The 25,471-nt window shown below is 71.9% G+C and carries 19 protein-coding genes; 7 read left to right on the forward strand and 12 right to left on the reverse strand.

Going from position 1 to position 25,471, the window contains the following annotated elements; translation table 11 throughout:
• The first annotated feature begins 115 nt into the window (after positions 1-115).
• The 3 genes from IE278_RS33500 to IE278_RS33510 all read left to right on the forward strand — a co-directional run bounded on the left by IE278_RS33500 (position 116) and on the right by IE278_RS33510 (position 5,017).
• Positions 116-1,534 (forward strand): maltokinase N-terminal cap-like domain-containing protein, encoded by a 1,419-nt coding sequence (locus tag IE278_RS33500; RefSeq protein ID WP_189777849.1) that lies wholly within the window; start codon positions 116-118, stop codon positions 1,532-1,534.
• A 5-nt stretch (positions 1,535-1,539) separates the two neighbouring features.
• A complete protein-coding gene (glgB, locus tag IE278_RS33505; RefSeq protein WP_373312162.1) occupies positions 1,540-3,825 on the forward strand; it encodes a 1,4-alpha-glucan branching enzyme in 2,286 nt (761 codons plus the stop codon).
• A 289-nt stretch (positions 3,826-4,114) separates the two neighbouring features.
• Positions 4,115-5,017 (forward strand): Gfo/Idh/MocA family protein, encoded by a 903-nt coding sequence (locus IE278_RS33510; RefSeq protein ID WP_189777851.1) that lies wholly within the window; start codon positions 4,115-4,117, stop codon positions 5,015-5,017.
• Between the two features lie 67 nt (positions 5,018-5,084).
• Here IE278_RS33510 and IE278_RS33515 read toward each other — a convergent pair whose 3' ends face one another.
• The 3 genes from IE278_RS33515 to IE278_RS33525 form a co-directional block, all read right to left on the reverse strand.
• Positions 5,085-5,447 (reverse strand): DUF4180 domain-containing protein, encoded by a 363-nt coding sequence (locus IE278_RS33515; RefSeq protein ID WP_189777853.1) that lies wholly within the window; start codon positions 5,445-5,447, stop codon positions 5,085-5,087.
• Positions 5,448-5,502: 55 nt separating this feature from the next.
• Positions 5,503-6,915: an MFS transporter gene (locus tag IE278_RS33520; protein WP_189777855.1), complete on the reverse strand. Its 1,413-nt coding sequence runs from the start codon at positions 6,913-6,915 to the stop codon at positions 5,503-5,505.
• 78 nt (positions 6,916-6,993) lie between these two features.
• On the reverse strand, positions 6,994-7,575 hold the full coding sequence (locus IE278_RS33525; protein ID WP_189777857.1) for a TetR/AcrR family transcriptional regulator: 582 nt from the start codon (positions 7,573-7,575) through the stop codon (positions 6,994-6,996).
• 78 nt (positions 7,576-7,653) lie between these two features.
• Between IE278_RS33525 and IE278_RS33530 the strand changes: the two genes are divergently transcribed.
• A complete protein-coding gene (locus tag IE278_RS33530; protein ID WP_189777859.1) occupies positions 7,654-8,673 on the forward strand; it encodes a DMT family transporter in 1,020 nt (339 codons plus the stop codon).
• Here the strand turns inward: IE278_RS33530 and IE278_RS33535 are convergent.
• The gene (locus tag IE278_RS33535) at positions 8,573-9,364 is read right to left on the reverse strand and encodes a LysE/ArgO family amino acid transporter (RefSeq protein WP_246571047.1); all 792 of its coding nucleotides are present in this window, start codon (positions 9,362-9,364) and stop codon (positions 8,573-8,575) included. The genes IE278_RS33530 and IE278_RS33535 overlap by 101 nt on opposite strands.
• Positions 9,365-9,431: 67 nt before the next feature.
• On the opposite strand from IE278_RS33535, the gene IE278_RS33540 reads away from it, so the two are divergent.
• Positions 9,432-10,382, forward strand: a complete 951-nt coding sequence (locus IE278_RS33540; protein WP_189777861.1) for a LysR family transcriptional regulator ArgP — start codon at positions 9,432-9,434, stop codon at positions 10,380-10,382.
• A gap of 131 nt (positions 10,383-10,513) precedes the next feature.
• On the opposite strand, the gene IE278_RS33545 is transcribed toward IE278_RS33540, so the two are convergent.
• Positions 10,514-11,047 carry a hypothetical protein gene (locus IE278_RS33545; RefSeq protein ID WP_189777863.1) on the reverse strand — a complete coding sequence of 178 codons (534 nt, stop codon included), beginning with the start codon at positions 11,045-11,047 and terminating at the stop codon, positions 10,514-10,516.
• A 340-nt stretch (positions 11,048-11,387) separates the two neighbouring features.
• On the opposite strand from IE278_RS33545, the gene IE278_RS33550 reads away from it, so the two are divergent.
• Positions 11,388-12,710, forward strand: a complete 1,323-nt coding sequence (locus IE278_RS33550; RefSeq protein WP_189777865.1) for a DUF4032 domain-containing protein — start codon at positions 11,388-11,390, stop codon at positions 12,708-12,710.
• Here the strand turns inward: IE278_RS33550 and IE278_RS33555 are convergent.
• The 6 genes from IE278_RS33555 to IE278_RS33580 form a co-directional block, all read right to left on the reverse strand.
• A complete protein-coding gene (locus IE278_RS33555) occupies positions 12,671-13,534 on the reverse strand; it encodes a universal stress protein (RefSeq protein ID WP_189777867.1) in 864 nt (287 codons plus the stop codon). The two genes, IE278_RS33550 and IE278_RS33555, sit on opposite strands and share 40 nt — an antisense overlap.
• Before the next feature lie 73 nt (positions 13,535-13,607).
• Positions 13,608-14,777: a glycoside hydrolase family 88 protein gene (locus IE278_RS33560; protein ID WP_189777869.1), complete on the reverse strand. Its 1,170-nt coding sequence runs from the start codon at positions 14,775-14,777 to the stop codon at positions 13,608-13,610.
• A gap of 135 nt (positions 14,778-14,912) precedes the next feature.
• The gene (locus IE278_RS33565) at positions 14,913-16,166 is read right to left on the reverse strand and encodes an SGNH/GDSL hydrolase family protein (protein WP_189777871.1); all 1,254 of its coding nucleotides are present in this window, start codon (positions 16,164-16,166) and stop codon (positions 14,913-14,915) included.
• On the reverse strand, positions 16,163-18,538 hold the full coding sequence (locus IE278_RS33570; RefSeq protein WP_189777873.1) for a glycosyl hydrolase family 95 catalytic domain-containing protein: 2,376 nt from the start codon (positions 18,536-18,538) through the stop codon (positions 16,163-16,165). The genes IE278_RS33565 and IE278_RS33570 overlap by 4 nt, the downstream gene beginning before the upstream one ends.
• Before the next feature lie 60 nt (positions 18,539-18,598).
• On the reverse strand, positions 18,599-20,434 hold the full coding sequence (locus tag IE278_RS33575) for an alpha-galactosidase D (RefSeq protein ID WP_189777875.1): 1,836 nt from the start codon (positions 20,432-20,434) through the stop codon (positions 18,599-18,601).
• Positions 20,435-20,496: 62 nt separating this feature from the next.
• Positions 20,497-21,681 carry an ROK family protein gene (locus tag IE278_RS33580; RefSeq protein ID WP_189777876.1) on the reverse strand — a complete coding sequence of 395 codons (1,185 nt, stop codon included), beginning with the start codon at positions 21,679-21,681 and terminating at the stop codon, positions 20,497-20,499.
• A gap of 198 nt (positions 21,682-21,879) precedes the next feature.
• On the opposite strand from IE278_RS33580, the gene IE278_RS33585 reads away from it, so the two are divergent.
• On the forward strand, positions 21,880-23,622 hold the full coding sequence (locus tag IE278_RS33585) for an ATP-binding cassette domain-containing protein (protein ID WP_189777884.1): 1,743 nt from the start codon (positions 21,880-21,882) through the stop codon (positions 23,620-23,622).
• Positions 23,623-23,811: 189 nt separating this feature from the next.
• Here the strand turns inward: IE278_RS33585 and IE278_RS33590 are convergent, their stop codons facing one another.
• The gene (locus tag IE278_RS33590) at positions 23,812-25,299 is read right to left on the reverse strand and encodes an aminotransferase class V-fold PLP-dependent enzyme (RefSeq protein ID WP_189777886.1); all 1,488 of its coding nucleotides are present in this window, start codon (positions 25,297-25,299) and stop codon (positions 23,812-23,814) included.
• Positions 25,300-25,471 lie beyond the last annotated feature (172 nt).

Consider the following 25,471-nt stretch of genomic DNA (forward strand, 5'->3'; position numbering starts at 1 on the left):
TCCCCTACCTCCTCACCCTCGCCGGCCACGGCTTCTACTGGTTCCGCCTCCGCAAGGACGCCACTCCGCTCACCAGTCGCCGATTGACGGTGTGCTCCTGAAAGGACGGGTCGACATGTGCAAGGTCGTAGCACCCCGCCCCAGCGGCCACAGTCCGGCCCACCTGCTGACATCGCTCGCCGACCTGCTTCAGGCATGGCTGCCCGAGCAACGGTGGTTCGCGGGCAAGGGCCGGCGGGTCACGGACCTTTCCCTGCTCTCGGTGACCGAACTGCATCCGGCGTGTCTGCACCTCCTGGTCAGCACCGGGGACGGCTCCTCCCCGTCCCGGCCCGGGGACTGCTACCAGTTGCTCCTCGGCTTCGGGGAGACCCTGCCGCCGCGGCTGGCCCACGCCCGCATCGGGCGCGCGAGCCAAGGGCCGCTGGCCGGCCTGACGGTGTACGACGCCCTTCAGGAGCCGCGGTCGGCCGACCTGCTCCTGGAGCGGCTGCGCACCCCGGGAACGGCGGGCCCGCTGCGGTTCGAGCGCGACGCGAAGGTGTCCGTCCCCGCCGGACTGACACCGCGTCTCCTCGACGCCGAGCAGTCCAACACCAGCCTGGTGTACGGCAACGCGTACATCCTCAAGATCTTCCGGCGGGTCCGGCCCGGCATCAATCCGGACCTGGAGGTGCCCTGGGCCCTGGCCCGCCAGGGATGCACCCGGGTACCGGCCCCCGTGGCGTGGTTCCGTACCTCGGAGCCGCTGCCGGCGACGCTCGGTGTGCTCCAGCCCTTCCTGCCGGACGCCGTCGACGGCTGGACCCTGGCCCTCCAATCGCTCACCGAGGGACGGGACTTCCGGGAGGAGGCGTACGAACTGGGGCGCGCGACCGCCGAGGTGCATCTCGCGCTGGCCGCCGCGTTCGCCCTCGGCGCACCGACCGGGGACGGGAGCAGACGGCTCGCGGCCGCGATGATCGAACGCCTCGACACGACGAGCCGGTCGGTGCCGGAACTGCTGCCCTACGTGGCCGGGCTGCGGGGCGCCTTCGACGAGCTGGCCGCCCTCGACTCGGGCCGTCCGGTGCAGCGGATCCACGGCGATCTGCACCTCGGTCAGGTGCTGTGGGCCGGGGAACGCTGGTCCGTCATCGACTTCGAGGGCGAACCGGCCCGCCCCATCGCCGAACGCCGGCAGCCGCAGTCCCCCGTACGCGATGTCGCGGGCATGCTGCGGTCCTTCGACTACGCGGCCCACAGCCGCCACCCGTGGCGTCCGGAGTGGGCCCGCCGCTGCCGTGACGCCTACTGCGCGGGATACGCCGTACAGGCACGGTGGGACCCGCGCGCCCAGCGCGAGTTGCTGCGGGCGCACGAGACCGACCGGGCCGTGTACGAGGCCCTGTACGAGGCACGGCACCGGCCCGACTGGCTGCCCGTGCCGATGGCGGCGATCGCCCGGCTAGCCGAGCACGCCCCGACCCCGTCCGGCGGTCCGCACACGCCGGTCCCTTCCTTCCACTCTTTCCACAGCGCTCAAGGAGGCTGAAAACCGTGGCAGCCCGCGATATCTCCGTACCCCTGACCCCGCCGCCGTCCGAGGAGGCCCGGCCCGTCGAGGCCGCTCCCGCCGAACCGGGGCCGGGGGGACCCGGCGGGCGACCGCCGGTGTCCTCGATGGAGGTGGCGGACCGCGAGCGGCTGCTGTCGGGGACCCATCACGATCCGCACTCACTGCTCGGGGCGCATCCGGTGCCGGAGGGTGTCGTCGTCCGTGCGCTGCGGCCGTTCGCCGAGTCCGTGGCGGTGGCGCTGCCGGACGGGCTGCGGATGCTGCTGGACAGCGAGGGCGGCGGACTCTTCTCCGGGGTGCTGCCGCTGGACGCGGTTCCCGAGTACACGCTGCTGGTCAGATACGCGGGCGGGGTCGAGCTGGAGGTGGAGGATCCGTACCGCTTCCTGCCCGCGCTCGGCGAGCTGGATCTGCACCTCGTCCGCGAGGGCAGGCACGAGCAGCTGTGGCGGGCGCTCGGCGCCGAGCCGATGGAGCACCAGGGTGTGACGGGCACCCGCTTCACGGTGTGGGCGCCGAACGCCCAGGGGGTACGGGTCGCCGGGGACTTCACGTTCTGGGACGGCACGCAGTTCCCGATGCGCTCGCTGGGCGCGGCCGGGGTGTGGGAGCTGTTCCTGCCCGGTGTCGGCGAGGGCGCGCGGTACAAGTTCGAGATCACGTCACGGCACGGCGACCGGTTCCTCAAGGCGGACCCGATGGCCCGCCGTGCCGAGGTGCCGCCCGACACGGCGTCCGTCGTCACGGCCTCGCACTACGAGTGGGGCGACGCGCAGTGGCTGGCCCACCGGGGTGACACACCGGTGCACGAGGCGCCGTTCTCCGTGTACGAGGTCCATCTGCCCTCCTGGCGACCGGGGCTGACGTACCGTCAGCTGGCGGACGAACTCCCCGCGTACGTCAACGACCTGGGCTTCACGCACGTCGAGCTGATGCCGGTCGCCGAGCACCCCTTCGGCGGCTCGTGGGGCTACCAGGTCACCGGCTTCTACGCCCCCACCTCACGACTCGGCACCCCGGACGACTTCAAGTACCTGGTCGACGCGCTCCACCGGGCGGGCATCGGCGTGATCATGGACTGGGTGCCCGCGCACTTCCCGAAGGACGACTGGGCGCTGGGCCGCTTCGACGGGGAGCCGCTGTACGAGCCGGGGGACGACCGGCGGGCCGAGCACCCGGACTGGGGCACGTACGAGTTCGACTACGGCCGCGTGGAGGTGCGCAACTTCCTCGTCGCCAACGCCGTGTACTGGTGCGAGGAGTTCCACATCGACGGACTGCGCGTCGACGCGGTCGCCTCCATGCTCTACCTCGACTACTCGCGGGACTCCGGCCAGTGGACCCCGAACGTCTTCGGCGGCCGGGAGGACCTCGACGCGAAGGCGTTCCTCCAGGAGATGAACGCGACGCTGTACCGGCGGGTGCCGGGGATCGTGACCATCGCGGAGGAGTCGACCGCCTGGACCGGGGTGACCCGGCCGACCACCGACGGCGGTCTCGGCTTCGGGCTGAAGTGGAACATGGGGTGGATGCACGACTCGCTGGAGTACATCAAGCACGAGCCCGTGCACCGCAAGTACCACCACGACGAGATGACGTTCTCGATGGTGTACGCGTACAGCGAGAACTACGTCCTGCCGATCTCGCACGACGAGGTCGTGCACGGCAAGCAGGCGCTGGTGTCGAAGATGCCCGGCGACTGGTGGCAGCGGCGCGCCAACCATCGCGCCTATCTGGGTTTCATGTGGGCGCACCCCGGCAAGCAACTCCTGTTCATGGGGCAGGAGTTCGCGCAGGGCGCGGAGTGGTCGGAGGCGCAGGGGCCCGACTGGTGGCTGCTGGATCCGCAGTACGGCGCGGAGGCGGACCACCGGGGGGTGCGGGATCTCGTCCGCGACCTCAACGCCGTGTACCGGGAGGTGCCGGCGCTCTGGGAGCTGGACACCGATCCCGCCGGGTTCAGGTGGGTCGCCGGGGGCGCCGCCGAGGACAATGTGTTCGCCTTCCTGCGCTTCGGGGTGGACGGGGTGCCGCTGCTCGCCGTGTCCAACTTCTCGCCGGTGGTGCGGCACGAGTACCGGCTGGGGGTGCCGGATGATGTGCCTGCGTGGCGCGAGGTGCTCAATACGGACGCGGGGCGGTACGGCGGGAGTGAGGTGGGGAACGCCGGGGCGGTGAAGCGGGACGACCTGCCCTGGCACGACCGCCCGGCCTCCCTCTGCCTGACCCTGCCACCCCTGTCGACGGTGTGGCTCCGCCCGGCATAGGGCCTTTTTCCCTCGCCCCCGCCGCCCCTACCCGTTCCCGTCACGTACTCGGGGGCTCCGCCCCCGAACCCCCGCTCCTCAAACGCCGGAGGGGCTAACTGTTAGCCCGTCCGGCGTTTGAGGACGAGCGCGAAGCGCGATACGGGGGGCGAGGGGGCGCAGCCCCCATGACAGGGACGGGACGGGTAGGGGCGGCGGGGGCGAGGGAGCCCCGGGCACGTACCGCCGGGGCCGTTCGTTGCACGGTCGCCGCTCCCGGCAGTGATCCCGTAACCCAGATTGGACTCCCGTGGCCGACACCACCTCCCCCTGGCCCCACTCCCCCGTCAAGGTCGGCCTGGTCGGCGCCGGCCCCTGGGCCCGCGGAGTACACGCCCCCGTACTCGCCACCGGCCCCGAGACCGAACTGACCGCGGTCTGGGCCCGCCGCCCCGCAGCGGCACAGGAGACCGCCGCCCCGCACGGAGCCGTCGCGGTGGCACGTTTCGAGGACCTGCTCGACCAGTGCGAGGCCGTGGCCTTCGCGGTGCCGCCGGACATCCAGGCGGACCTCGCCGGGCGAGCGGCCAAGGCGGGCAAGGCCCTGCTGCTGGAGAAGCCGATCGGCCTGGACGTACCGTCCGCGCGGCGGCTCGTCGACGCCATCGACGAGGCCGGGGTCGTCTCGCAGGTGGTCCTGACCAACCGCTATCACCCCGTCGCGCAGGAGTTCCTGCGGGCAGCGCGGGACATCGAGGTGGCGGGCGCCCGTTCGGCCTGTCTGAGCGGCGCCTTCCTCGGCGGCGACTTCGCGACCCCCTGGCGTCTTGAGCACGGCGCGCTGCTGGATCTCGGGCCTCACATCCTGGACCTGCTGGACGCCGCCATGGGGCCGATCGTGCGGGTCCGCGCCACCGGAGATCCGCGCAAGTGGGTGGAGTTGACCTGCGAGCACGAGAGCGGCGCGGTCAGCCAGGCCTCGCTGTCCGGGTCGGTCGCCGTGGAGCCCGGGATCATGCGGGTCGAACTCTTCGGCCCCCGACCGGGGCTCGTGTACGACAACGCGGACCTCGACCACGACGAGTGCTGGCCGGTACTGCGCCAGGCCTTCGCCTCGGCGGTGCGCACCGGGGTGTCCGGCGAACTGGACGCCCGCCGCGGCCTGTACCTCCAGGAGCTGATCGCCCAGGCCGCGGAGAGCGTCAAGGTCTGAGGCCGAGAGCGGCGAGAGCGGTGTAAGCGGAGGGACACGGGGCCGGGACGCCGGCCGCCCGTGCCCGTCAGCCCCGCAACCGCTCCTCCAACTCCCCCGCATCGGCGACGAACCACGTCTGCCGCCCCCGGTTGCACTCCCGCACGAAGTCGCGCAGCGCGGAACTGTCGGCCGTGTGACGGGAGATGTCCCCGAGGATCACCAGCCCGAGGCGGTAGTTCGCGAACTTACCGACGATGTCCCCGGCCACGCGCGTGCTGAGCCGGAAGAACGTCTCGTCCAGCCGCTCGGCGGGGACGACGACCCACCGCGCGCCCTGGTAGGAGGCATCGCCGATGAGGTCCAGGGCTTCCCGTTCGCCGGCGATCGGCTCGCCCTCGGCGGCGCACAGGAAGACGGGCACGTCGTGGATCGTCCGCAAGGTGTTCATGGACGGCGAGGCTAGTTCGCCGCGCGCCGAGGAGTCGACGTAATTCCCTGGGGGCTCAGGCGCTCGCGCTGTAGCGGCGCAGCGCCGGCATCGTCGCCGCCAGTACCAGCATGGAGACGACGACCAGCAGGCCGCCGCCCGCGACCGCCGTACGGGCGCCCAGCGCCGACCCGGCCGTGCCGTGCAGCACGTCGGCCAGGCGCGGGCCGCCCGCCACGACGACCGTGAAGACGCCCTGCATCCGGCCGCGGAGTTCGTCGGTGACCGCGGAGAGGAGGATGGCGCCGCGGAAGACCATGGAGACCATGTCGGCGACTCCCGCGGCGGCGAGGAACGCCACGGCCACCCACAGGTTGGCGCTCAGTCCGAACCCGGTGATCGCCACTCCCCAGGCGACCACCGCGACGATGACCATGCGGCCGTGCCGGCGCGCCCGCGAGAAGGTGCCCGACATGAGTCCGCCGAGCACCGCGCCGATGGGGACCGCCGCGAAGAGCAGTCCGAGCGCCAGGCCCTCGCCGTACGGGGCGTACGTCTGTGAGGCGAGCTGGGGGAAGAGCGCGCGGGGCATGCCGAAGACCATCGCGATGATGTCGGCGAGGAAGGACAGCAGCAGCACCTGGTTGAGCGAGATGTAGCGGAAGCCTTCCGCGATGCCCTTCAGCCCGGCCCGGCCCGCCCGGCCGGCCGCCGCCGTGGCGGTGGCCAGGGGCGGCAGCGCGGGCAGCCGGTAGACGGCCCAGACCGTGGCGCACAGGGCCACGGCGTCGATCAGGTAGAGCTCGGCGAGGCCGACGACGGGTATGAGCGCTCCGGCGAGCAGCGGCCCGGCGACCAGGCCGGTCTGCATGACGGTCGAGCCGAGCGCGTTCGCGGCGGCCAGTTCCTCCTTGGGTACGAGCCGGGCGATGGAGGCCTGGCGGGCCGGGGAGTTGAGCCCGAAGAACGCCTGCTGGACGGCGAGCAGCACCATCAGGACGGCCACCGAGCCGAGCCCTGTGACGGCCTGGATCCAGAAGAGGAGGGACGTGACGGCGATGCCGATGTTGGTGACGAGGAGGAGCTTGCGCCGGTCCACGGTGTCCGCGATCGCGCCGCCCCAGAGCGCGAAGACGACCAGCGGCAGCAGTCCCGCGAAGCTCGCGTAGCCGACCCAGGCGGAGGAGCCGGTGATGTCGTAGATCTGCTTGGGTACGGCGACCGCGGTGAGCTGGCTGCCCACGGCGGTGACGATGGTCGAGGACCACAGGCGGCGGTACGCGGGCCGGCGCAGCGGCCGGGTGTCCATGGCGAAGCGGCGCCACCCGCTCCGCGGCCCGTCGCCCGTGTCGGCCGTGGGCGGCGGCTCCACCGTCCCGGCGTCCTCGACGTGCCGCTCCGCGCCGCTGTCCGGCCTGCTGTCCGCACTGCCCTTGCTGGTGTCCACACCCGTCCCGCTTGCTCTGCGCGCTCTGATTGCTAGATACATCTTTCGATCAGAGATTCACTATCGCCGATGCGGAGCGATCTCCGCGAGGAGGGGTCGGTCCGTGGACGGGCCGACCGGTCAGCGGGTGAGGAGGGCCGCCGCCTGTTCGCGGGCGTGCTCCAGTGCCCCGAGAAAGATACGCAGGCCGAAAGCGACGAGGGCGCCCTCGTGGAGCAGCATCAGGCTCCGGCCCAGCGAGTCGGCCGAGTCGGGCGCCAGCGGGCGTACGAGGTCGGTGAAGAGGGTGAGCATCCACTGCTTCTGGCCGGTGATGATCCCGTACGCCGGGTGCGACGGGTCGTCGATCTCCGCATGGGCGTTGACCATGCTGCAGCCCCTGGGGCTGTTCGCGTCCATCCACTCGCGCGACACGTCGAAGACGGTCAGGACGCTGTCCAGCGGCGACTCGCAGACGTCGAGGCGGGCGGCGAGGCAGGCGCGCCAGCGCTCGTCGCGGTCGGCGAGGTACTCGACGACGATCTGCTCCTTGGAGCCGAACCGGTCGTAGAGCGTCTTCTTCGTGACGCCGGCCTCGGCGGCGATGAGGTCGACGCCGACGGCGTGGATCCCCCGCTCGTAGAACAGTCGCCCGGCCGCGACCAGGGCGCGGCGGGCAGCGGGGGTCAGCGGTACTCGGCGGGGCGTCTCCGTGCTGCTCATCCGCCCATTGTAGACCGATCTGTATACTCGGCGAAGTCAGGTATACAGATCGGTCTAGTTCTGGAGGTGTGCGGTGCTGTGAACATCCTTCTGTCGATCGCGTTCGTGGGGGCCTGGAGCTCCGGCTTCATCGGGGCCAAGCTCGGGTCGGGCAGTGCCTCGACGGTCACGCTCCTCATGTGGCGCTTCCTGCCGCTGGCCCTCGTCCTCGGCGTCGTCGCCCTGACCACCGCCCGGTCCTCCTGGCGCGGACTGGGAGCCCGCGACCTGTTCCGGCAGGCCTGCGTCGGACTGCTGTCGCAGAGCGGCTACCTGCTGACCGTCTACTACGCCATCGAACTGGGCGTCTCCAGCGGGACGACGGCCCTCATCGACGGTACGCAGCCGCTGGTGGCCGGCGCGCTGGCCGGACCGCTGCTCGGCGTGGCGGTGTCGCGTACGCAGTGGCTCGGGCTGGGGCTGGGTGTGGCCGGTGTCGCCGTCGTCACCACGGCCGACGCGGGCGCCGCGACGGGCGTCGCGTGGTGGGCGTACCTCGTGCCGTTCCTCGGCATGCTCAGCATGGTCGCGGCGACGTTCCTGGACCGCAGGTCGCGCACGGACGTCCGCCCGATGGTGTCGATGACGGTGCACGCCCTCACCAGTGCCGTCGTGTTCACGGTGCTCGCCGCCCTCGGCGGAGGCCTGACGCCCCCGGCGGACGGTTCCTTCTGGACCGCGGTGGTGTGGCTCGTGACGCTCTCCACGTTCGGCGGGTACGGGCTGTACTGGCTGATCCTCAGGCGCTCCGGGGTGACCAAGGTCAACACGCTCATGTTCCTGATGGCCCCCGTCACCGCCGTGTGGGGCGCGCTGATGTTCGGCGAACACTTCGGGACGCAGACGGCGGCGGGACTCGGACTCGGGCTGCTGGCCGTCGCGGTCGTGCACCGGGGCGACCGCGGCGACCGTGGCGGCCGAGGTGACCGTGGCGAGCGGCACGACAGGGGCGGTCCGCTCACACCCCGGCGATCAGCGTGGCCCCGAGCACGATCATCGTCACGGCGATCAGGGCGTCCAGTACCCGCCACGCCGAGGGCCGGGCCAGGAGAGGGCTGAGCAGCCGGGCGCCGAAGCCGAGGGCCGCGAACCAGACCAGGCTGGCGAGCATCGCGCCGAGGCCGAAGGTCCAGCGCCAGGGGCCGCGGTCGGCCGCGATGGAGCCGAGCAGGAACACGGTGTCCAGGTAGACGTGCGGGTTCAGCCAGGTCATCGCCAGACACGTGAGCACGGCCCGGCGCCGCGAGCCCGCCCTCCCCGCCACGCCCGCCACCCCCGACGGCCCCGGCACCCCCGGCGCCCCGGCCGCTCCCACCACACTCGGCACCCCAGCCGACCCCGCCGACCCCGCCGATCCGGCCGATCCCGGCGCCCCGACCGACACCGACGATCCCGCCGGCACCGCGGATCCCGTCGCCCCCGCCGCCCCCGCCGCCCCCGGCTCCACGGTCAGCGCCGACGGTTTCAGGACCCGGCGCGCGGCCAGGCAGCCGTAGCCGATCAGGAAGAGGCCGCCGATCAGTCCGACCGCGGTGAGCACCGCGGGCCAGGCCACCACCACCGCGCCGACACCGCCGACGCCCAGCGCGATGAGCGCCGCGTCCGAGAGGGCGCAGATGGCCACCACGGCCAGTACCGCGTCCCGGCGGACGCCCTGGCGCAGGACGAAGGCGTTCTGGGCGCCGATGGCGACGATCAGGGAGAGGCCGGTGCCGAACCCGGCGGCCGCGGCGGTCAGAGCGCTGTTCACGGAGTCCACGCTAGGAAGCAGGACACGGAAAAGTACAGCTAAAGATTCTTACGTATCCTTAGCGATTGTGATGACAGACCTTCCCCTGGACCAGGTGCGGACCCTGCTGACCGTGGTGGACGAGGGCACGTTCGACGCCGCGGCCGCCGTGCTCCATGTGACACCGTCCGCGGTGAGCCAGCGGGTCAAGGCCCTCGAACAGCGCACGGGGCGTGTGCTGTTGATGCGTACGAAGCCGGTCCGGCCGACCGAGTCCGGTGAGGCCGTCGTGCGCTTCGCACGCCAGTTGGCCCGGCTGGAGCGCGACACACGGGCCGAACTGGGCATGTCCGGCACGGATGAACCGGCCCGGCTGTCGATCGCGGTGAACGCCGACTCGCTGGCGACCTGGTTCCTGCCCGCGCTCTCCCGCGTGCCCGAGGGGCTGCCCGTCTGCTACGAACTGCGCCGCGAGGACCAGGACCACACGGCGGCGCTGCTCCGCGAGGGGCTCGTGATGGCGGCCGTCACCTCGTCGCCGGACGCGGTGACGGGCTGCTCCGTGCGCGCTCTGGGACGTATGCGGTACGTCCCGGTGGCGAGCCCTGCCTTCGCCGCGCGGTGGTTCGAGGGCCCGCCGGGCGCGGCGCTGTGGGAGGTCTTCGCCGACGCGCCCGTGGTGACCTTCGACCGGCGGGACGACATCCAGGACGCGTTCGTCCGGGAGCTCGTACGCGGCTCGCGCGGGTCACGGGGTGCGCACGGGCCTCGGGGCGCGAGTGCGGTACGGCATCTCGTGCCGACCTCCGAGGGCTTCGTCGAGGCCGTCGCCGCCGGGATGGGCTGGGGCATGGTCCCCGAAGTACAGACGGCGCCCCTGCTCGGCGCGGGGCGGCTCGTCCGGCTCTCGGCGGACCGGCAGATCGACGTCCCCCTGTTCTGGCAGCAGTGGAAACTCGACTTCCCGGCTCTCGCGGCCGTCGCCGAGGCCGTCTCGGCGGAGGCGGCCGAGGCCCTGGACGGCGGCTTGGGCGGCTGAGCCCGAGCGGTCGGCTCCGCCGGGGCCGTCGGATCGGGGCCGGGCTCCCCCGGGGCCGTCTTCGGCGCCAAGCTCCGGCGGGCGGGAGGGAGGGGCGGCCGGTCGCGTCGCCCGCCCCTCCCGGTCTGGGCTCAGGCCGCCGAACCCGGCCCCGTCTCCCGCTCCAGGTAGCTGATCACCTGGGCGGCGAGGCTGTCCTGCGCGGAGTCGGTTCGGGCGCCGACTCCCACGGCCGGCTCCTGCGGGCCGATGCCGCCCGACCACAGGTACCGCTCCGTCCATTCGTCGTCGACCTTCAACTGCACCTGGATGTCGACCAATGACAGGCAGCTCTCCGGCGCGGCGGCGTACAGGACGGAGGTGACGCGGCGCAGCGGATAGACGTCGAAGCCCTCGATGAACTGGGAGTTGCGCCAGTCCAGGAACGCGCTCTCGCCGTCGGTCCCGACCCGGACGTCGAGTTGGCCGTCCTCCAGATGAATGCCGAAGTGCACGGTCGTACGGTTCTCGACGGTCACGCGGAACCGGAAGTAGACGAGGCCCTCGGCCGCGTCGTCACGCCCCCGTGGCGGCTCGGCCTTCTCCAGACCATGAACGCGAACGCGCAGGCCGGCATGCCCGTCGTCGTACTCCTGCCAGTCACCGACCACATTCGGCTCGTACACAGTCCACCTCTCGACCTCAGAGGGCTGCTTCCTATCTGGGCGGAAGACGGGGTGTCAAATGAGCGGAATGGGCGTTGGCCAGGGATTTCGACCCACTTGATCACCGATCAAGCCGTGCGCAGCCAGAACCCTCGCCCCAGGGGTCCCGGGCACCCTGCCGACGTGCTGCACATCACGTCCCGCGCCCCGGGCCCGGAGCCTGTCGGCGGCCCGGGCTGCGGGAGTGCCGGGCCCCTCCCACCTGCTGACAAATCGGACTGTCGTGTTGACGAAGGGGCCGTCCAGGTGCGGAGATGCTCCTGCGACATGACGGCCGAACGTGAGGCAGGGCGAGCGAGCGATGGCATTGCGGATCAGCGCCACCAACCCGGAGCATCCCGCGCTCCTGCTCGACCTGCCGTGGCAGCTGCCTCTGGAGGAGTGGCCGGAGCACTATCTGGTGCCGTTGCCGCGCGGCATCTCGCGGCACGTGGTGCGGTACGCGCGCGCCGGTACGGAGGTCGTGGCGGTCAAGGAGCTGGCCGAACGGCCCGCGCTGCGCGAGTACGAACTGCTGCGCGGACTCGACCGGCTGAACATCCCCTCGGTGGACCCTCTCGCCGTGGTGACCGGCCGCACCGACGAGGCCGGTGATCCGCTGGAGTCCGTGCTCATCACCCGGCATCTGGGCGGCTCGATGCCCTACCGGTCGATGTTCGAGACGACCATGCGGCCCGCCACCATGCACCGCCTCATGGACGCGCTGGCCGTGCTGCTGGTCCGGCTGCATCTCGCGGGGTTCGCGTGGGGCGACTGCTCGCTGTCCAACACGCTGTTCCGCCGGGACGCCGGGGCGTACGCCGCGTATCTCGTCGACGCGGAGACCGGCGAGGTGCATCCGCAACTGAGCCCGGGGCAGCGGGAGTACGACCTCGATCTGGCACGTGTCAACATCAGCGGGGAGCTGCTGGACCTGGAGGCCTCGGGCGCGCTGCACCCTTCGGTGGACCCCATCGAGTTCGGCATGGAGATCTGCAAGCGCTACAACGGGCTGTGGCAGGAGCTGACCCGCACGTCCGTGTACCCGGCGGGCAAACACCACTACATCGACCGGCGGATCCGGCGCCTGAACGAACTCGGCTTCGACGTCGCCGAGATGCAGATCGCGCACTCCTCGAACGGCGACACCGTCACGTTCGTGCCGAAGGTCGTCGACGCCGGCCACCACCAGCGCCAACTGCTGCGCCTGACCGGCCTCGACACCGAGGAGAACCAGGCCCGGCGGCTGCTGAACGACCTGGAGAGCTGGATGGCCACCCAGGACGACTACGCGCCGGGCGACCCTCCCCCGGGCTCTCAACTTCGTTCGAGCAGGGGGGACCCCCACGCCGCCCGGCCCGAGGTACTGGCCCACCGGTGGGTCCGGGACGTCTTCCGGCCCACCGTGCGGGCCATACCGCTGGACCTGCGCGGCTCCATGGATCCCGCCGAGCTCTACCACGAGTTGCTCGAACACCGCTGGTACCTGTCCGAGCGGGCGCAGCACGACATCGACCTGGACACGGTCGTCCGGGACTACGTCACGAACATCCTGCCCGGGATGCGGGACGGGCTGTCGCCCCCGGCGGGCGGCGCGGCGGACGCTCAGGCCGGCGGGACGACCGCCACCGGGGAGGGCGCGTGATGGACGACCGCGTGGGCGACCGAACCGATCCGTGAGCCCACGGCCGAGCGGTGCGCCCGCCGGCCGACCACCACGAGCTGGGCGCGGGCCGCCGCGGAGAGCAGTACCTCGCCCGCGCTGCCCATCTCGACGTGCTGGGTCACCTTCACGTCGGGGAAGCGTTCCAGCCACGGCCGCAGCGCTTCGGCGAGCGCCTTCTTCTCGTACTGCTCCAGACCGCCGGCCTCGTCGGCGAGTGCGAGGGAGGCGGGGCTGTAGGTGAAGACGGTGGGCAGCGCCCAGGCCCGTACGACGCGCAGGTCGGCGCCGCGTGCCGCCGCCGCCTCGAAGGCGTACCCCAGGGCGCCCGCGCTGTCGTCGGGGCCGCCCTGCTGACCGGCGACGATCTCGCGGCCGGCGGCCTCCGGCTCGGCCTGGTCCGTGGCGCGTACGAGGACGACGGGCCGCGTCGACTCGGCGATGACCTGCTGGCCGACCGAGCCGAGCAGGAAGCCGACGATCGCGCCGTGGCCGCGCGAGCCGAGGACCAGTGTCTCGGCCTCGGCGGCGGCGACGAGGAGCGCCTGGACCGGCACGCCGTCGACGAGGTCGGTGGCCACCGCCAGACCGGGGTGGTGTCCGGTGACCTCGCCCGCGGTCCGCGTCAGTGCCTCCCGGACGTCCGCCTCCTGGGCATCCGTCGTCCGCTCGTCGCTTTCGGCCTTCGGCCGGGCGTGCACGATGCGCAGCGGAAGGTCCCGGCGTACCGCTTCCCTGGCCGCCCAGTGGACGGCGGCCAGGGATTCGGCGGTACCGTCTGCTCCCACGGTGATCGGGCGGGTCATGTGATGGCCTCCGTAGCGTCGGTCGAGGGGCCCACGCTACCCAGCGCCTCGGCCCGCCCGCGCGGCGGTGCCGTCAGCCTGCCAGGAGGGCGAGTTCGGTGCCGCCCAGCAGGAAGGCTCCGACGCCGAAGTCGGACGTCGTGTCGTAGGTGACGGGCTGGCTGGACTCCGGGCGGTCGCCCACGTTCTGGACGTAGCCGAGGAATCCGTCGGGGTGGACGGCCGTGGTGACCAGGCCCTGCCAGGCCCGCGCCACCACCGGCAGGTACGCGGCCCGGTCCACGAGGCGGGAACGGATCGCGTAGGCCGTGCCGTGGACGAAGAAGGAGGTGCCGCTCGTCTCGGGTCCCGGCAGATGCGCGGCGTCGGCGAGGTTGACGTTCCAGAAGCCGTCCGCGCGCTGGACGCCGGCCAGGGCCGTGACCAGCTTCGTCAGGGTCTCCTTGTACTCGCCGGTGTGCCGCTCGCTGCCCGGCAGGGCCTTGAGGGTCTTGACGTGTCCGCCCGCCACCCAGCCGTTGCCGCGCGACCAGACCACGGGCTTGCCGGACGGGGACAGGATCCCGCCGGGCAGGAACCGCTTGTCGCGGTACCAGAGGCCGGTGGCGGTGTCGTACAGCCCTGGTCCGCCCTCGACGCGTTTGGTGTGGTGGTAGAGGGCGTACACCTTCTCCCAGCACTGGGGGTCCTTGCGCAGGACGCCGATGCGGGCGAAGGGCGGCATGGCCATGTGCAGGGCGTCGTCCCACCACCAGTCGTCGTTCTTCGCCGGCTGGTCCGTGTACACCATGCGGTGCAGGGACTCCTCGATCGCGGCGAGTTTCTGCGCCTCCGGCTCGATCTCGTAGAGGTCGAGGTAGGCCTGTCCGGCGTTGTGGTTGTCGGCGTGCCGGGTCGTCACACCGCCACGCAGCCCGTACGCGTGCTTCTCGGCCCAGCCGCGTGCGTACGCGAGGTAGCGGGCGCTGCCGGTCAGGCGGTGCAGGGCGAGCAGCCCGCTGAAGAACGTGGCGTTGGCCCAGCCGTTGTCGCCGGGGTCCGTGTGGGCGCCGATCCAGTGGTCGGCGACCCGGCGCAGGTCCCTGATGATCGCGGCTCTGGACGGGAGGGTCGGCGCGAGGCGGGCGGGAAGCGAGGGGTGTGCGGGGTGGGCGGGAGCTTCGGCGGCGGACGCGGACGTGGGGAGCAGAGCGGCGGAGGCCGAGAGAGCGGCACCACCGACCAGCAGCTGGCGTCTATCCATATGAACGACTCCTCCATATGAAATCCATGTGAAGCACATCCTGAACTCCCGCCCCACCGGTGTCCACGGTCCGGACTCGACTTGGTCAACTTGGCCTGAACCAAATCGAGTTCACCACACCGGCCGAAGTTCACATCAGGGGACGTCCGCCGTGGACGTCCGGTCGCAGCGCAGGCTGTCGAGGTCGACCGAGTCGGCCATCGCCTGCATGCCCTTGTCGTTGGGGTGCAGCCGGTCACCGCCGTCGAAGACGGGCAGGATGCGCTCGTGGTCGTAGGGGCTGCGGAGGATGCGGTCGAAGTCGGTGACCGCGTCGAACTCCCCGCTGCTCCTGATGAATTCGTTGACCTCCTGGCGTACGGACTCGGCCGCCGCGTCCCACTCGGACCAGCCCTTGAAGGGCGCGACGGTGGCACCGACGACACATTTGCCCGCCCGGTGGGCGCGGGCGATGATCTCCCGGTAGCCCGCGATCATGTCGGCGCCCGTGACGCCCGTGTGCGCCTTGATGTCGTTGACGCCCTCGAAGAGGAAGACCGTACGGACGCCCGGGTGGGACAGGACGTCACGGTCCAGCCGGTTGAGGGCGCTCTGCCCGGCACCGTCCGCGAGGACCTTGTTCCCGGAGATCCCCTCGTTGGCGACTCCCCTGATCGGACCGCTGGTTGCTCCCAGTCGACGGGCGAGATAGTCGGGCCAGCGGCGGTTCAGGTCGCCGCTGGACTGCCAGCCGTCCGTGATGGAGTCCCCGAGCGCGACGACCGCGCCGACGGCGGTGCTCGTCCGCACGGTGACCGCGTCGAGGTAGAACCAGGAGCCGACGCGTTCGGTCCAGTTGACCGCCCCGTCCTCACCCGTGTGGTCGCCGTCGGCCGCGTACGACGTCTGCATCGCCATGCCGTGGCCGGTCGCCGGGCCGCCCGCCGCCTGCGTGTGCACGCTGACGACCAGATCGGCCGCGGCGGCCAGCTTGCCGGGCAGTGGGTCGCTGTACGCGGTGGCGCCCGCCGGGACGGTGACCGAACGGGTGCCGCCGAAGGTCAGCCGCCTGTTGGTGCCCGGGACCAGTTCCGCACCGGACTTCCTGAGGCCGGCGTAGGCGCTGTCGAAGGTCAGCGGCCGGTCGCCGAGGGCGTTGGAGAGCCGGACGCGCAGGTTGTCCCCCGCCACGCTGGTGCGCACGATCAGGCGGTAGCTGCGGTCGGCGACCGCGTCTCCCACCCGGTCCGCGCTCGCACCCCAGGTGACCACGTCGTGCCGGCCCGCGGCGGCAGCCGGGGCGGCGGTCGCACTCCCACCGGCGTTGGCGGTCGCGGGCGTGGTCTGGACGGCGGCGGCGCTCACCAGGACCGCCAACAGGCAGCTCGCTCGGAAGAGACCGGCCCTCATCGGGCGAAGTCCCGCAGCGTGACGGAACCACCGGACTTCAGCGTCACCGTGCGGGACGAGCGGCCGTACGCGACCGTGGTCGTCCGCCCTCCGACACTGCGGATACGGGCCTCGGTCGGTCTGCCGTCGCGCCAGCGCAGGTCGACGACGAAGCCGCCCCGCGCGCCGACTCCCGTGACGGAACCCGACTTCGCCCAGGCGTCGGGCAGGGCCGGGAGCAGTTCCAGGTGACCGGGACGCGAGTACACCAGCATCTCGATCATCGCCGCGGGGGTGCCGAAGTTGGCGTCGATCTGGAAGATGCCGCGGCCCTTCTCGACCTCGTAGATGTCGAAGAGGTTCGGCGCGGAGCCGTTGCCGCCGTCGAAGGACGGGCGGAGGTTGTTGATGATGAGCTGGTAGGCGTTCTCCGCGTTCTTGAGCCGGGCCCAGCACAGGCTGCGCCAGGCGTTCGCCCACCCGAAGCTCTCCATGCCGCGCGCGGTGAGAAGGGCGGTCGCGCCCTTGACGATCTCCGGCGGGGTGGAGTCGTCGGGGCGGATGCGGTCGCCGGGGAAGAGCCCGATGAGCGGGGAGAGGTGCCGGTGGGTGGTCTCGCCGAGGCTGTCGGGCGACATCCACTCCTCCAGCCAGCCCGTCTTCTCACTCACCTTCGGCAGGTAGAGCCGCTCCTGGAGGCCGCCGATGGTCTCCGCGTAGGCGGAGTCCTTCTTCAACTCCCTCGCCGCCGTGCGGTAGTTGTCGAAGAGCGCCCACACCAGTTCCTGCGCGTAGGTGATGCCCTGGGCGTCCTGCGGGCCGTGCTCGGGCGACCAGTCGCGGTCGTCGATGAGCACTTCCCGCGAGGTGCCGGGGAGGGTCGTGGTGATCAGCCGCGCCTCCCAGAACTCGCAGGCGCTCTTCAGGAGCGGGTAGATCCTCACCAGATGCGAGCGCGACCTGGTGAACTCGTAGTGCTCCCAAAGGCTCGCGCACAGCCAGGCGTTGCCCGCCGGATGCCACCACCAGCCGCTGCCGCCATGGATGTTGGTGGAGAACGCGACGGCCCAGCCGGCGACCTTCCCGGTGGAGTTGCGGTAGCGGTTGCGCGGATCGTTGAAGAGGTCCTGGGTGAGCTTCTTCCAGGACGGGAACTGCGCGAGGCAGTAGTCGGTGAGCGCGTCGAAGCTCTGGGACAGGCCCGCCCGGTCGGCCATCCAGTAGTTCATCTGGATGTTGATGTCGGTGTGGTAATCACCCATCCAGTCCGGGTCGTTGCCGTCCAGCCACAGCCCCTGGAGGTTCAGCGGGAGGCTGCCACGGGACCCGGAGATCATCAGATAGCGACCGAACTGCAGGTAGGACGCCTCCAGTTCGGGATCGGGCGTGTCGTCCAGGGCCCGTGCCCTGATCCGCTCCCAGGTGTCCAGGGAGCGCTGTTCGTCGGACGAGGTGCCGAGCGACAGCTCCATCTGCTCGAACAGCGCCCGGTGGTCGGCCACATGGGTGCGCAGGAGCGTGCCCGCCGAGTGGGCCGCCGCCGCGGCGACCTTCGTGCGGGCCAGCTTCTCCGGGTCGAGGGAGGGGTCGCGGTAGTGGGCCGAGGCGTCCGGCGCGTAGTTGGTGCCGCCGCTCACCACCACGGTGAGGTCCTTGCACTCGCTGAACTCGATCAGCGCGTCCTTCACCCGGACACTGCCACCGGTCCCGTACGCCTTCACGGCCGCCCCGTAACGCAGCCCGTTCGGGAAGGCGGCGCCGAAGGAGGTGCCCCGGACGGTCTCTCCGTGCGTCCCGTCCAGGGTCACACTGCCGGTGTAGCGGCCACCGCCGCTCTGGGTGAAGTGCAGGACGATCGCGTCGTCGGGGCGGCTGGCGAAGACCTGACGCTCGTACGTGACTCCGGAGCGGACGTACGACGTGCTGACCACGCCCTGCGCGAGGTCCAGGGTGCGCCGGTAGCCGGAGACGGCGGACAGGTCGTGGTCCGGGATGTCGACGGTGAGACGGCCGAGCAGGGTGAAGGAGCCGAAGTCGTCGCGGCCGTAGGGGAACTGGCCGTCGGAGTCGAGGGTGTCGTTGAGTCCGCCGGTCCACATCGTGGCGTCGGTGATGAGCAGCAGTTCACGGCCGGGGTCGTTGCTCGCGAGGGCTCCGAGGCGGCCGTTGCCGATGGGCAGGCCCTGCTCGATCATCGAGTGCTCGTCGGCGGGCGCCTGCCACCACAACTGATCGCGCGAACTGCCCTTCGGGAGCGGCGCGTCGGTGGGCCGTCGCGGCGCGGCGGACGCGGTGAAGGCGGGCAGGCCGCCGAGGGCGGTGGCGACGCCGGTCGTGGCGGCGAGGGAGAGGAGTCTTCGTCGGCTGGGCTCGGCGGGGCGGCTCTTGTCCATGGTGCGGCTCCAGGAGGAAGAGGGGTGACGAGAGGTGAGGAGAGGGTCGGGGAGCGGCGGTCAGGAGGACTTCGGTACGTCGATGCGGTCGATGTCCGGGGCGTAGCCGGAGCCGCTGTCGAAGGTGATCGTGTTGGTGCCCGCCTTCAGCGAGACGGGCACGCTGACGGTCTCGGCGGTCCCCCAGTCCCCGGTGGAGGGCATCTTGTGGCTCGTCGAGCCGTTGCCGTTCGCGGAGACCTCGACGGAGCGGGGGTCACCGCTGACGTAGGCGACCTTCACCTGGTACGTGCCGGCCTTGGCGACGACGACGTCGTTGAAGCGGAGCTTGCCCCCGACGTAGAGGTTGCCGACCTTCTTGCCGCCCGAGCAGGCGGAGCAGTCGGCCACGGAGGCGTTCCCGCTGAGGGTGTTGGCGGCGGCCTCGGCCTCGTAACCGGTCGTGGCGAGCGCGGCGCCGCGCGGGGTCACGGTGAACAGCCGGGAGCCGTGCGCGGGCAGTGCCTGACTCACCTTGTCCTTGTAGGTGCCGAGGTTCTCGCGGTTCCACAGGTCCCGTACGGCTGCCTTGCCGGTGAAGCCGAGGGCGGCCCAGTCGGCGGAGACGGCGGCGGGCTTGTCGGCGAGGTTGAACAGGGCCACGGTGTAGCTGCCGTCGGCGTTCTTCGCGGCCCACACCTGCTGCGGGTTCGACGGTGTGATCGGCCGCGCGGGCGGCATGCTGCCCTGGTTGAGGGCGATGACCTCGCGGTTGGTCAGCAGCGACACCCCGTAGGAGTCGAGCTTGGTCAGGTCGTCACCGGTGTACAGCGGGGACTTGGCGATGGCCCACAGGGTGGCGTAGCTCTGGCGTTCCGCCTTGGTGAGGCCGTCCATCTCGCCGTTGCCGACATCCAGGGAGTCCAGGTCGTTCCAGCCGCCGGGGCCCGCGTGGCGGGTCCAGCCGGGGAGGTCGTCCCAGCGGTCGTCGACCGAGTTCTCCCAGCTGACGAGGGTGTTGCAGTAGCACTCGACGTCGGTGTCGATGCGCCAGCCGTTGGAGTACTTCTTCCAGTCGGCGATCCGGCCTATGTCCAGCGACCAGGAGACCTCCAGGTGGATGGGCCTGCCGGTGGCGGCGATGGCCTTGTTCCAGGCGGCGACGTCGGCAACGTTGTCGTACTGGTCGCCGTTCTTGCCGGAACCCGGCCCGACGCCGTCCAGTTTCAGGAAGTCGTAGCCCCAGTCGGCGAACAGCCGCGCCTGCGAGTCGACGTACTTCTGCGCGCAGGGGTTGGCGAAGTCGAGCTTGTAGGCGCTGTCCCAGCCGTTGGTGGTGCGCAGGTCGCCGTACACGATGTCGGCGGTCGTACAGTCACCGGCGTTCCAGATCGGCACCTTGCCCTCGCCGTACGCCTCCTTCTGCAGACCGACGGGCAGGTAGATGCCCGCCTTGAGACCCCTGCCGTGGATGTGGTCGGCGACGGGTTTCATCCCGCGCGGGAAGCGCCCCGGGTCCGCCTTCTGGCGGCCGTACTCGTCGAAGCCGGGCTTCCAGGCCTGGTCCATCCACCAGCCGGCGTCGAGGTTGACGTACTCGTAGCCGAACGGCTTGAGCTTGGCCGCCAGCGCGTCCGCCTGCTTGAGGACGTTCTTCTCGGTGAGGTAGCTGTAGTCGCCGTCGGGGTTGAGCCCCGGGTACTTCGAGGACTGCATGCTCCAACTCGACCAGCCCATGTACGGCTTGGCCGCGAGGGCCGACGTACCGGCGGCCGACGTGGAGGTGGGGGCGGGGGTCGGCGTGGCAGCCTGCGCCGACGGGAGGGCGGCGGCCGTCGCGGCGGTGAGCGCCAGGACGAGAAGGGCTCTCAGCGAACGGCGGGCGGGGGCTGTGGGCGCGTACGAGGATGACCGCATGGGTCGGAACCTCCTGTGAGGGGTCGGGCTGTGCGGGGGTGTGGTGGTCGGGGGACGGCGGTTCAACCCGTGCCGTGGGGCGGGCCGCCGATGAAGGACTGGATCGCGGTGGCCGCGGCGCCGCGGGCCCACTCGTCGAAGAGCAACGGCCGGGTCAGCAGGTCGCAGCGGGCGGCGGTGCCGAAGGCGGAGGCGGCGAAGGCGTCGCGGATCTGCTCGGCGAACAGGTCGTACGCGGCCAGGCCCTCGCCGGAGATGATCACGCGTTCGGGTCCCATGAGGTTGGCCACGGTCGCGATGGCCCGGCCGATCGCGTCCCCGGCCCGTGCGTAGACCTCGCGCGCGCCGGGGTCGCCCCGGCGGGCCAGTTCGAGGGCCTGCGCCGCGTCGGCCACCGGGAGACCCGTCGCGTCGCGTACCGCGGCGACGATCGCGGGGTCGGCGGCGATCGCCTCCGCGCAGCCCCGGTTTCCGCAGTGGCAGAGGGGGCCCGTGGGGTCGATGACCACGTGCCCGATCTCACCGGCGACGCCGTGGGCCCCCGAGACGACCTTGCCGTGCACGACCAGCCCGCAGCCGATGCCCGCTCCGACCGTGACCACGGCGAAGTCGGACAGGCCCACGCCCGCGCCGAACCACTGCTCGGCGACGGTCAGGGCCCGCACGTCGTTGTCGACGGTGACCGGCAGTCCGGTCGTCATCTCCACCAGTTCGGCGAGGGGCAGATCGCGCCACTCCAGGAAGGGCGACAGCCGCACCTCGCCCGCGGCGCGGTCCACGTCACCGGAGACGGCGACGCCGATCCCCTGGACCTGGACACCGAACCCGTCGGCCTCCGCGAGGAGTTCGTGGACGAGGTCGGCGACGGCGGTCAGTACGGGCTGCGGTTCACGGGCCGGCAGGGGCACATGGCGGGCGACCCTGATCCGGCAGCACAGGTCCGTCAGTACGGCGATGATCTCGTCGCCGGTCACCTTGACACCGATGAACAGGGCCCGGCCGCCGTCCACCCGGACGGAGTTGGCGGGCCGTCCCAGCGCGGGACGCGCCTCGTCACCGGCCTCCTCCACCAGGTATCCGGCCTCGATCAGCGGCCGGACCGCCTTGGTGACGGCGGCCGCCGACAGCCCCGCCCGGGCGGCCATGTCGGACCGGGTGAGCGGGCCGTGGGACAGCACGGTGGTGAAGATCTGGGCAGCGGCCGGCGTGTGGGCCGGGAACGCCTCGGTGCGAGGAGTCGAGCGCATGCCCGGAACCTAGGTTGATTCTTTTCCGCCGTCAATGAAAGAAACAAAGATCGTTTTTAGTGAGGCACTTTGACCTTCACGGCTTGCAAGTAGGCATACGAACTGCCGAGTTGCCGATAGAACGAAGGCTTTGCTGGCCCGACTTCCGAATGCGGGAATACGGGTCCGCCGTCGGCGTCCCCCTGGCATGCTGCCCTCATGCCGACGACATCGACAGGACTGCGTATCGAGGCTCGTCGGCTCACCCAGCGGGTGCGCGGCGCGGGGCGCGTACTGCACGACGTGTCGGTCGACATCGCCCCCGGACGGATCGTCGTGATCGCGGGCCGCAGTGGGGCGGGCAAGACGGTACTGCTGGAATCACTGGCGGGACTACGCGCGGCCGACGAAGGTGCGGTACTGCACGACGGCGCCCGACCGGGCGCGCCGGGACCGGAGTTCGGGTTCGTCCCGCAGGAGGACATCCTCCACCGGGACCTCCCGCTGCGCCGGACCCTGGTGTACGCCGCCGGTCTGCGGATGCCCGCGGGGACCTCCGCCGCGTCGGTCACCGCGGCCGTGGACCGGGTCCTGGTCACCCTGGGACTGTCCCACCGGGCCGGCACCCCGGTGCGCGCGCTCAGCGGCGGGGAGCGCAAACGGGCCGGTATCGCCGCCGAGTTGCTCACCGGCCCGCGGGCGCTCTTCCTCGACGAACCGACCTCCGGGCTCGATCCGGTCACCGGCGCCGCCCTGCTGCGGACCCTGCGTTCGCTGGCCGAGGACGGCACCACCGTCGTACTGACCACCCACACCCTCGCCGATCTGCTCCGCGGCGACCATGTCGTGTTCCTCTCCCCCGGCGGGCAGGTCGCGTACGCGGGTGAACCGGGCGGCCTGTGCGGGGCGTTCGGGGTGGACACGGTGGAGGACGTGTACGGCGTGGTGGCCGAGGGTGCCGTACCCGTCGGGGCCCGGCCCGCCGGTGGCGTGACCGCCGGCGGCACGCCCGACGGCCCGGTCTCCGGTGGGGTACGGGTCGGACCGGCGCCGGACGGGCCGGGCGTCCCCCGCACCGGCCCGGCGGCGCGGCCCGTCCCACGGCGGCGTGTCGGTGCCGTACGGCAGTGGTCCCTGCTCACGCGCCGCGGCACCGCCCTGCTGGTGCACAACCGGCTCTCGGTCGCCGTGCTGGCGGGCTCGCCCGTGATGATCGTGGCGATGTTCGCGGTGCTGTTCCGCCCGGGGGCGTTCGACCCGGCGGACCCGGATCCGGGGTCGACCGCGATGATCGTGTTCTGGACGGCCTTCGGCGCCTTCTTCTTCGGGCTGACGTACGGACTGCTGCAGATCTGCACGGAACTGCCCGTGCTGCGCCGCGAATGGCTGGCGGGCCTGCGCATCGGCCCGTACGTCGCCTCGAAGCTCACGATCATGCTGCCGGTGCTCGCCGCCGCGGACGCCCTGCTGCTCGCCGTACTGCGCGCCCTTGACCGGCTGCCCGCGGCGGGCTGGGACACCTACCTCTCCCTGTTCGTGTCGAGCGTGCTGGCCTCGGCGGCGGCGCTCGCCCTGGGCCTGCTCGCCTCGGCCGCGGTGACCGATCCCGGGCAGGCGACGCTGATGCTGCCGCTGCTGTGCTTCCCGCAGGTGCTCTTCTCGGGGGCCTTCGTGCCGGTTCCCCGGATGACGGCGGCCGGGGAGGCGATCAGCTGGGCGATGACGAACCGCTGGGCGTTCGAGGCACTCGGCGCCGGAGCCGGCCTCGAAGCGCTGTGGCGCGACGGGGCCTCCCGGCTGGGCCCGCCCCTGCTCGACTCGTACGACGACTCGTTCGCCGGCCCCGCCGCCCACGACTGGCTGATCCTCACGGGCTTCACGCTGGTGTTCCTGGCCGCGACATGGGCGGTACTGGCGCGCAAATGCCGGGACGGCGCGGCGCGCGCCCGGACGGGAGGCTGAGGCCTCTGGCTTCTGGGCTCTGGCCCCTGGGCCGGGCCCTGGGCCCAGGCCCCTGAGCCCGGAGCCCCGGGACCGGGGACCGGGGACCGGGGACCGGGGACCGGGGACCGGGGACCGGAGCAGAGAGCGCAGGGCCCGGAGCGCGAGGCCCAAAACCCGGGGCACGGGGCGCGGGGCGCGGGCCCCGCGTCAGCAGCCCGCTCTCGCCTTCAGGCCGGATGCGCCCGGCACCCGGTCCCGGTAGGTCTCGCGTACGAAGTTCAGGAACGTGTCGATGTCCCTGGGCTGTGACGACAGCCCGAGCGAGACACGGACCGCGCCCGCCGACGGCAGGTGCAGCAGCTCCAGGTACTCCTCCAGGGAGGTGAGCCGACGGCGCGCTGCCGAGCGCAGCAGGCGGAGCGGCAGCGCGAAGGCCGCCTCGCCCGCGCCCGGATTGCAGAAGCAGCCCGTGCGCAGCGAGATGCCCCGCGAGGCGCTGTCGCGGGTGACGACCCGTTCGTCGACGACCCGGCCGTCGGCGTCCAGCAGATTGAGCGCGACGGTTCCGCCGCGGGCCACGAGGTCGCGCGGGCCGTACACCCTGACCAGCGGGGAACCGTCACTGTGCCGCAACGCGCCGAGCCCCGCTAGGAGTTGGGCGGTCAACGCGGTCACATGGGCGTGCACCCGGTCCATGCCGACGGCGTCGATCCACTCCAGCCCGGCCGTCACGTCGGGAATGGAGAGGAAGTTGACCGTGCCGTCCTCGAAGGCCGCCTCGTCGTCGGCGAGGACGTGCCACTGCGCCTGTGCGCTGACCGCGTAGATCGTGCCGCCGGAGAACCAGGGCCGGCGCAGCCGGGCGAGCGCGTCCCGGCGGGCGATCAGACTGCCGACTCCGGTGGGGTGGCCGAAGACCTTGTACCAGCTGACGACGGTGAAGTCGGGGTGGTACCGGCTCAGATCGAGGGAGTTGGCGGGGACGAACGCGGCCGCGTCGAGCAGGACGTCGTAACCGCGCGCCTGGGCCGTCGCGATCCAGTCGAGCGGATGCTGGACGCCGGTGAAGTTGCTCTGCGCCGGGTACGCGAGCAGCCCCTGCCCGCGCTCGCCCGCTCGTGGTGGCCGTCGGCCGACGCCGCGTCCCCGCTCGGGCAGAGCGGCCCGCAGCCGCTGCTCGTCCACTCGGAGACCGGGGCCGCCCACGGGTACGTACGTCGTGCGCGCACCGCCTGAACGCGCGTACTCCCGGAGGCCGTTGACCGAGTTGTGGTTGTCGAGCGGCATGACCAGCCTGCTCCGGCGGCCGAAGGGGTACGCCTCGCCGACCAGGCGCAGCGCACCCGTCGCGTTCGGGGTGAAGATCACGGCGTACTCGGCCGGGTCGGCGTGGAAGTGGCGGAGCACGGCCCGGCGCGCCCGGGCCAGCAGCAGTCCCGAGGCGCGGGAGGCGGGGCTCTCGGAGTGCGGGTTCCCGAAGACACCGCCGGTGATCCGTGCGGCGCTCCCCCGGACGAGTGAGGCCGGTGCGAGGCCGGCTCCCGTGTGGTCGAGGTACGTGTGGCCGTCGGCGTCGAGATAGCCGAACTCCCGGCGCCGCAGCTCCGCGAGATCCGCGGGATCCGTACGCTTCGTGAGATCTGCCGGATCCGCGTCGCCGTCGGGTATGTGGCCGGTGGTCCCTGTCCTGTCCACGGATCCTCCCCCATCAGGCCGGGCCCTCCCCGCGTGCCGGGGCGGGGCACGGTTCTCCTCACATGATGCTGAGATCCGTCCGGACAGGAAGGGGTTGCCGGTGATCGGCGCGTCCCCCGGCGCCCGGGCTCACCGGCGCGACCGCCCGGTCGCGGGGCCCCTGGGCCTGCGG

Source organism: Streptomyces tauricus (assembly GCF_014650955.1).
In the GTDB taxonomy this organism is placed as follows: Bacteria; Actinomycetota; Actinomycetes; order Streptomycetales; family Streptomycetaceae; genus Streptomyces; species Streptomyces tauricus.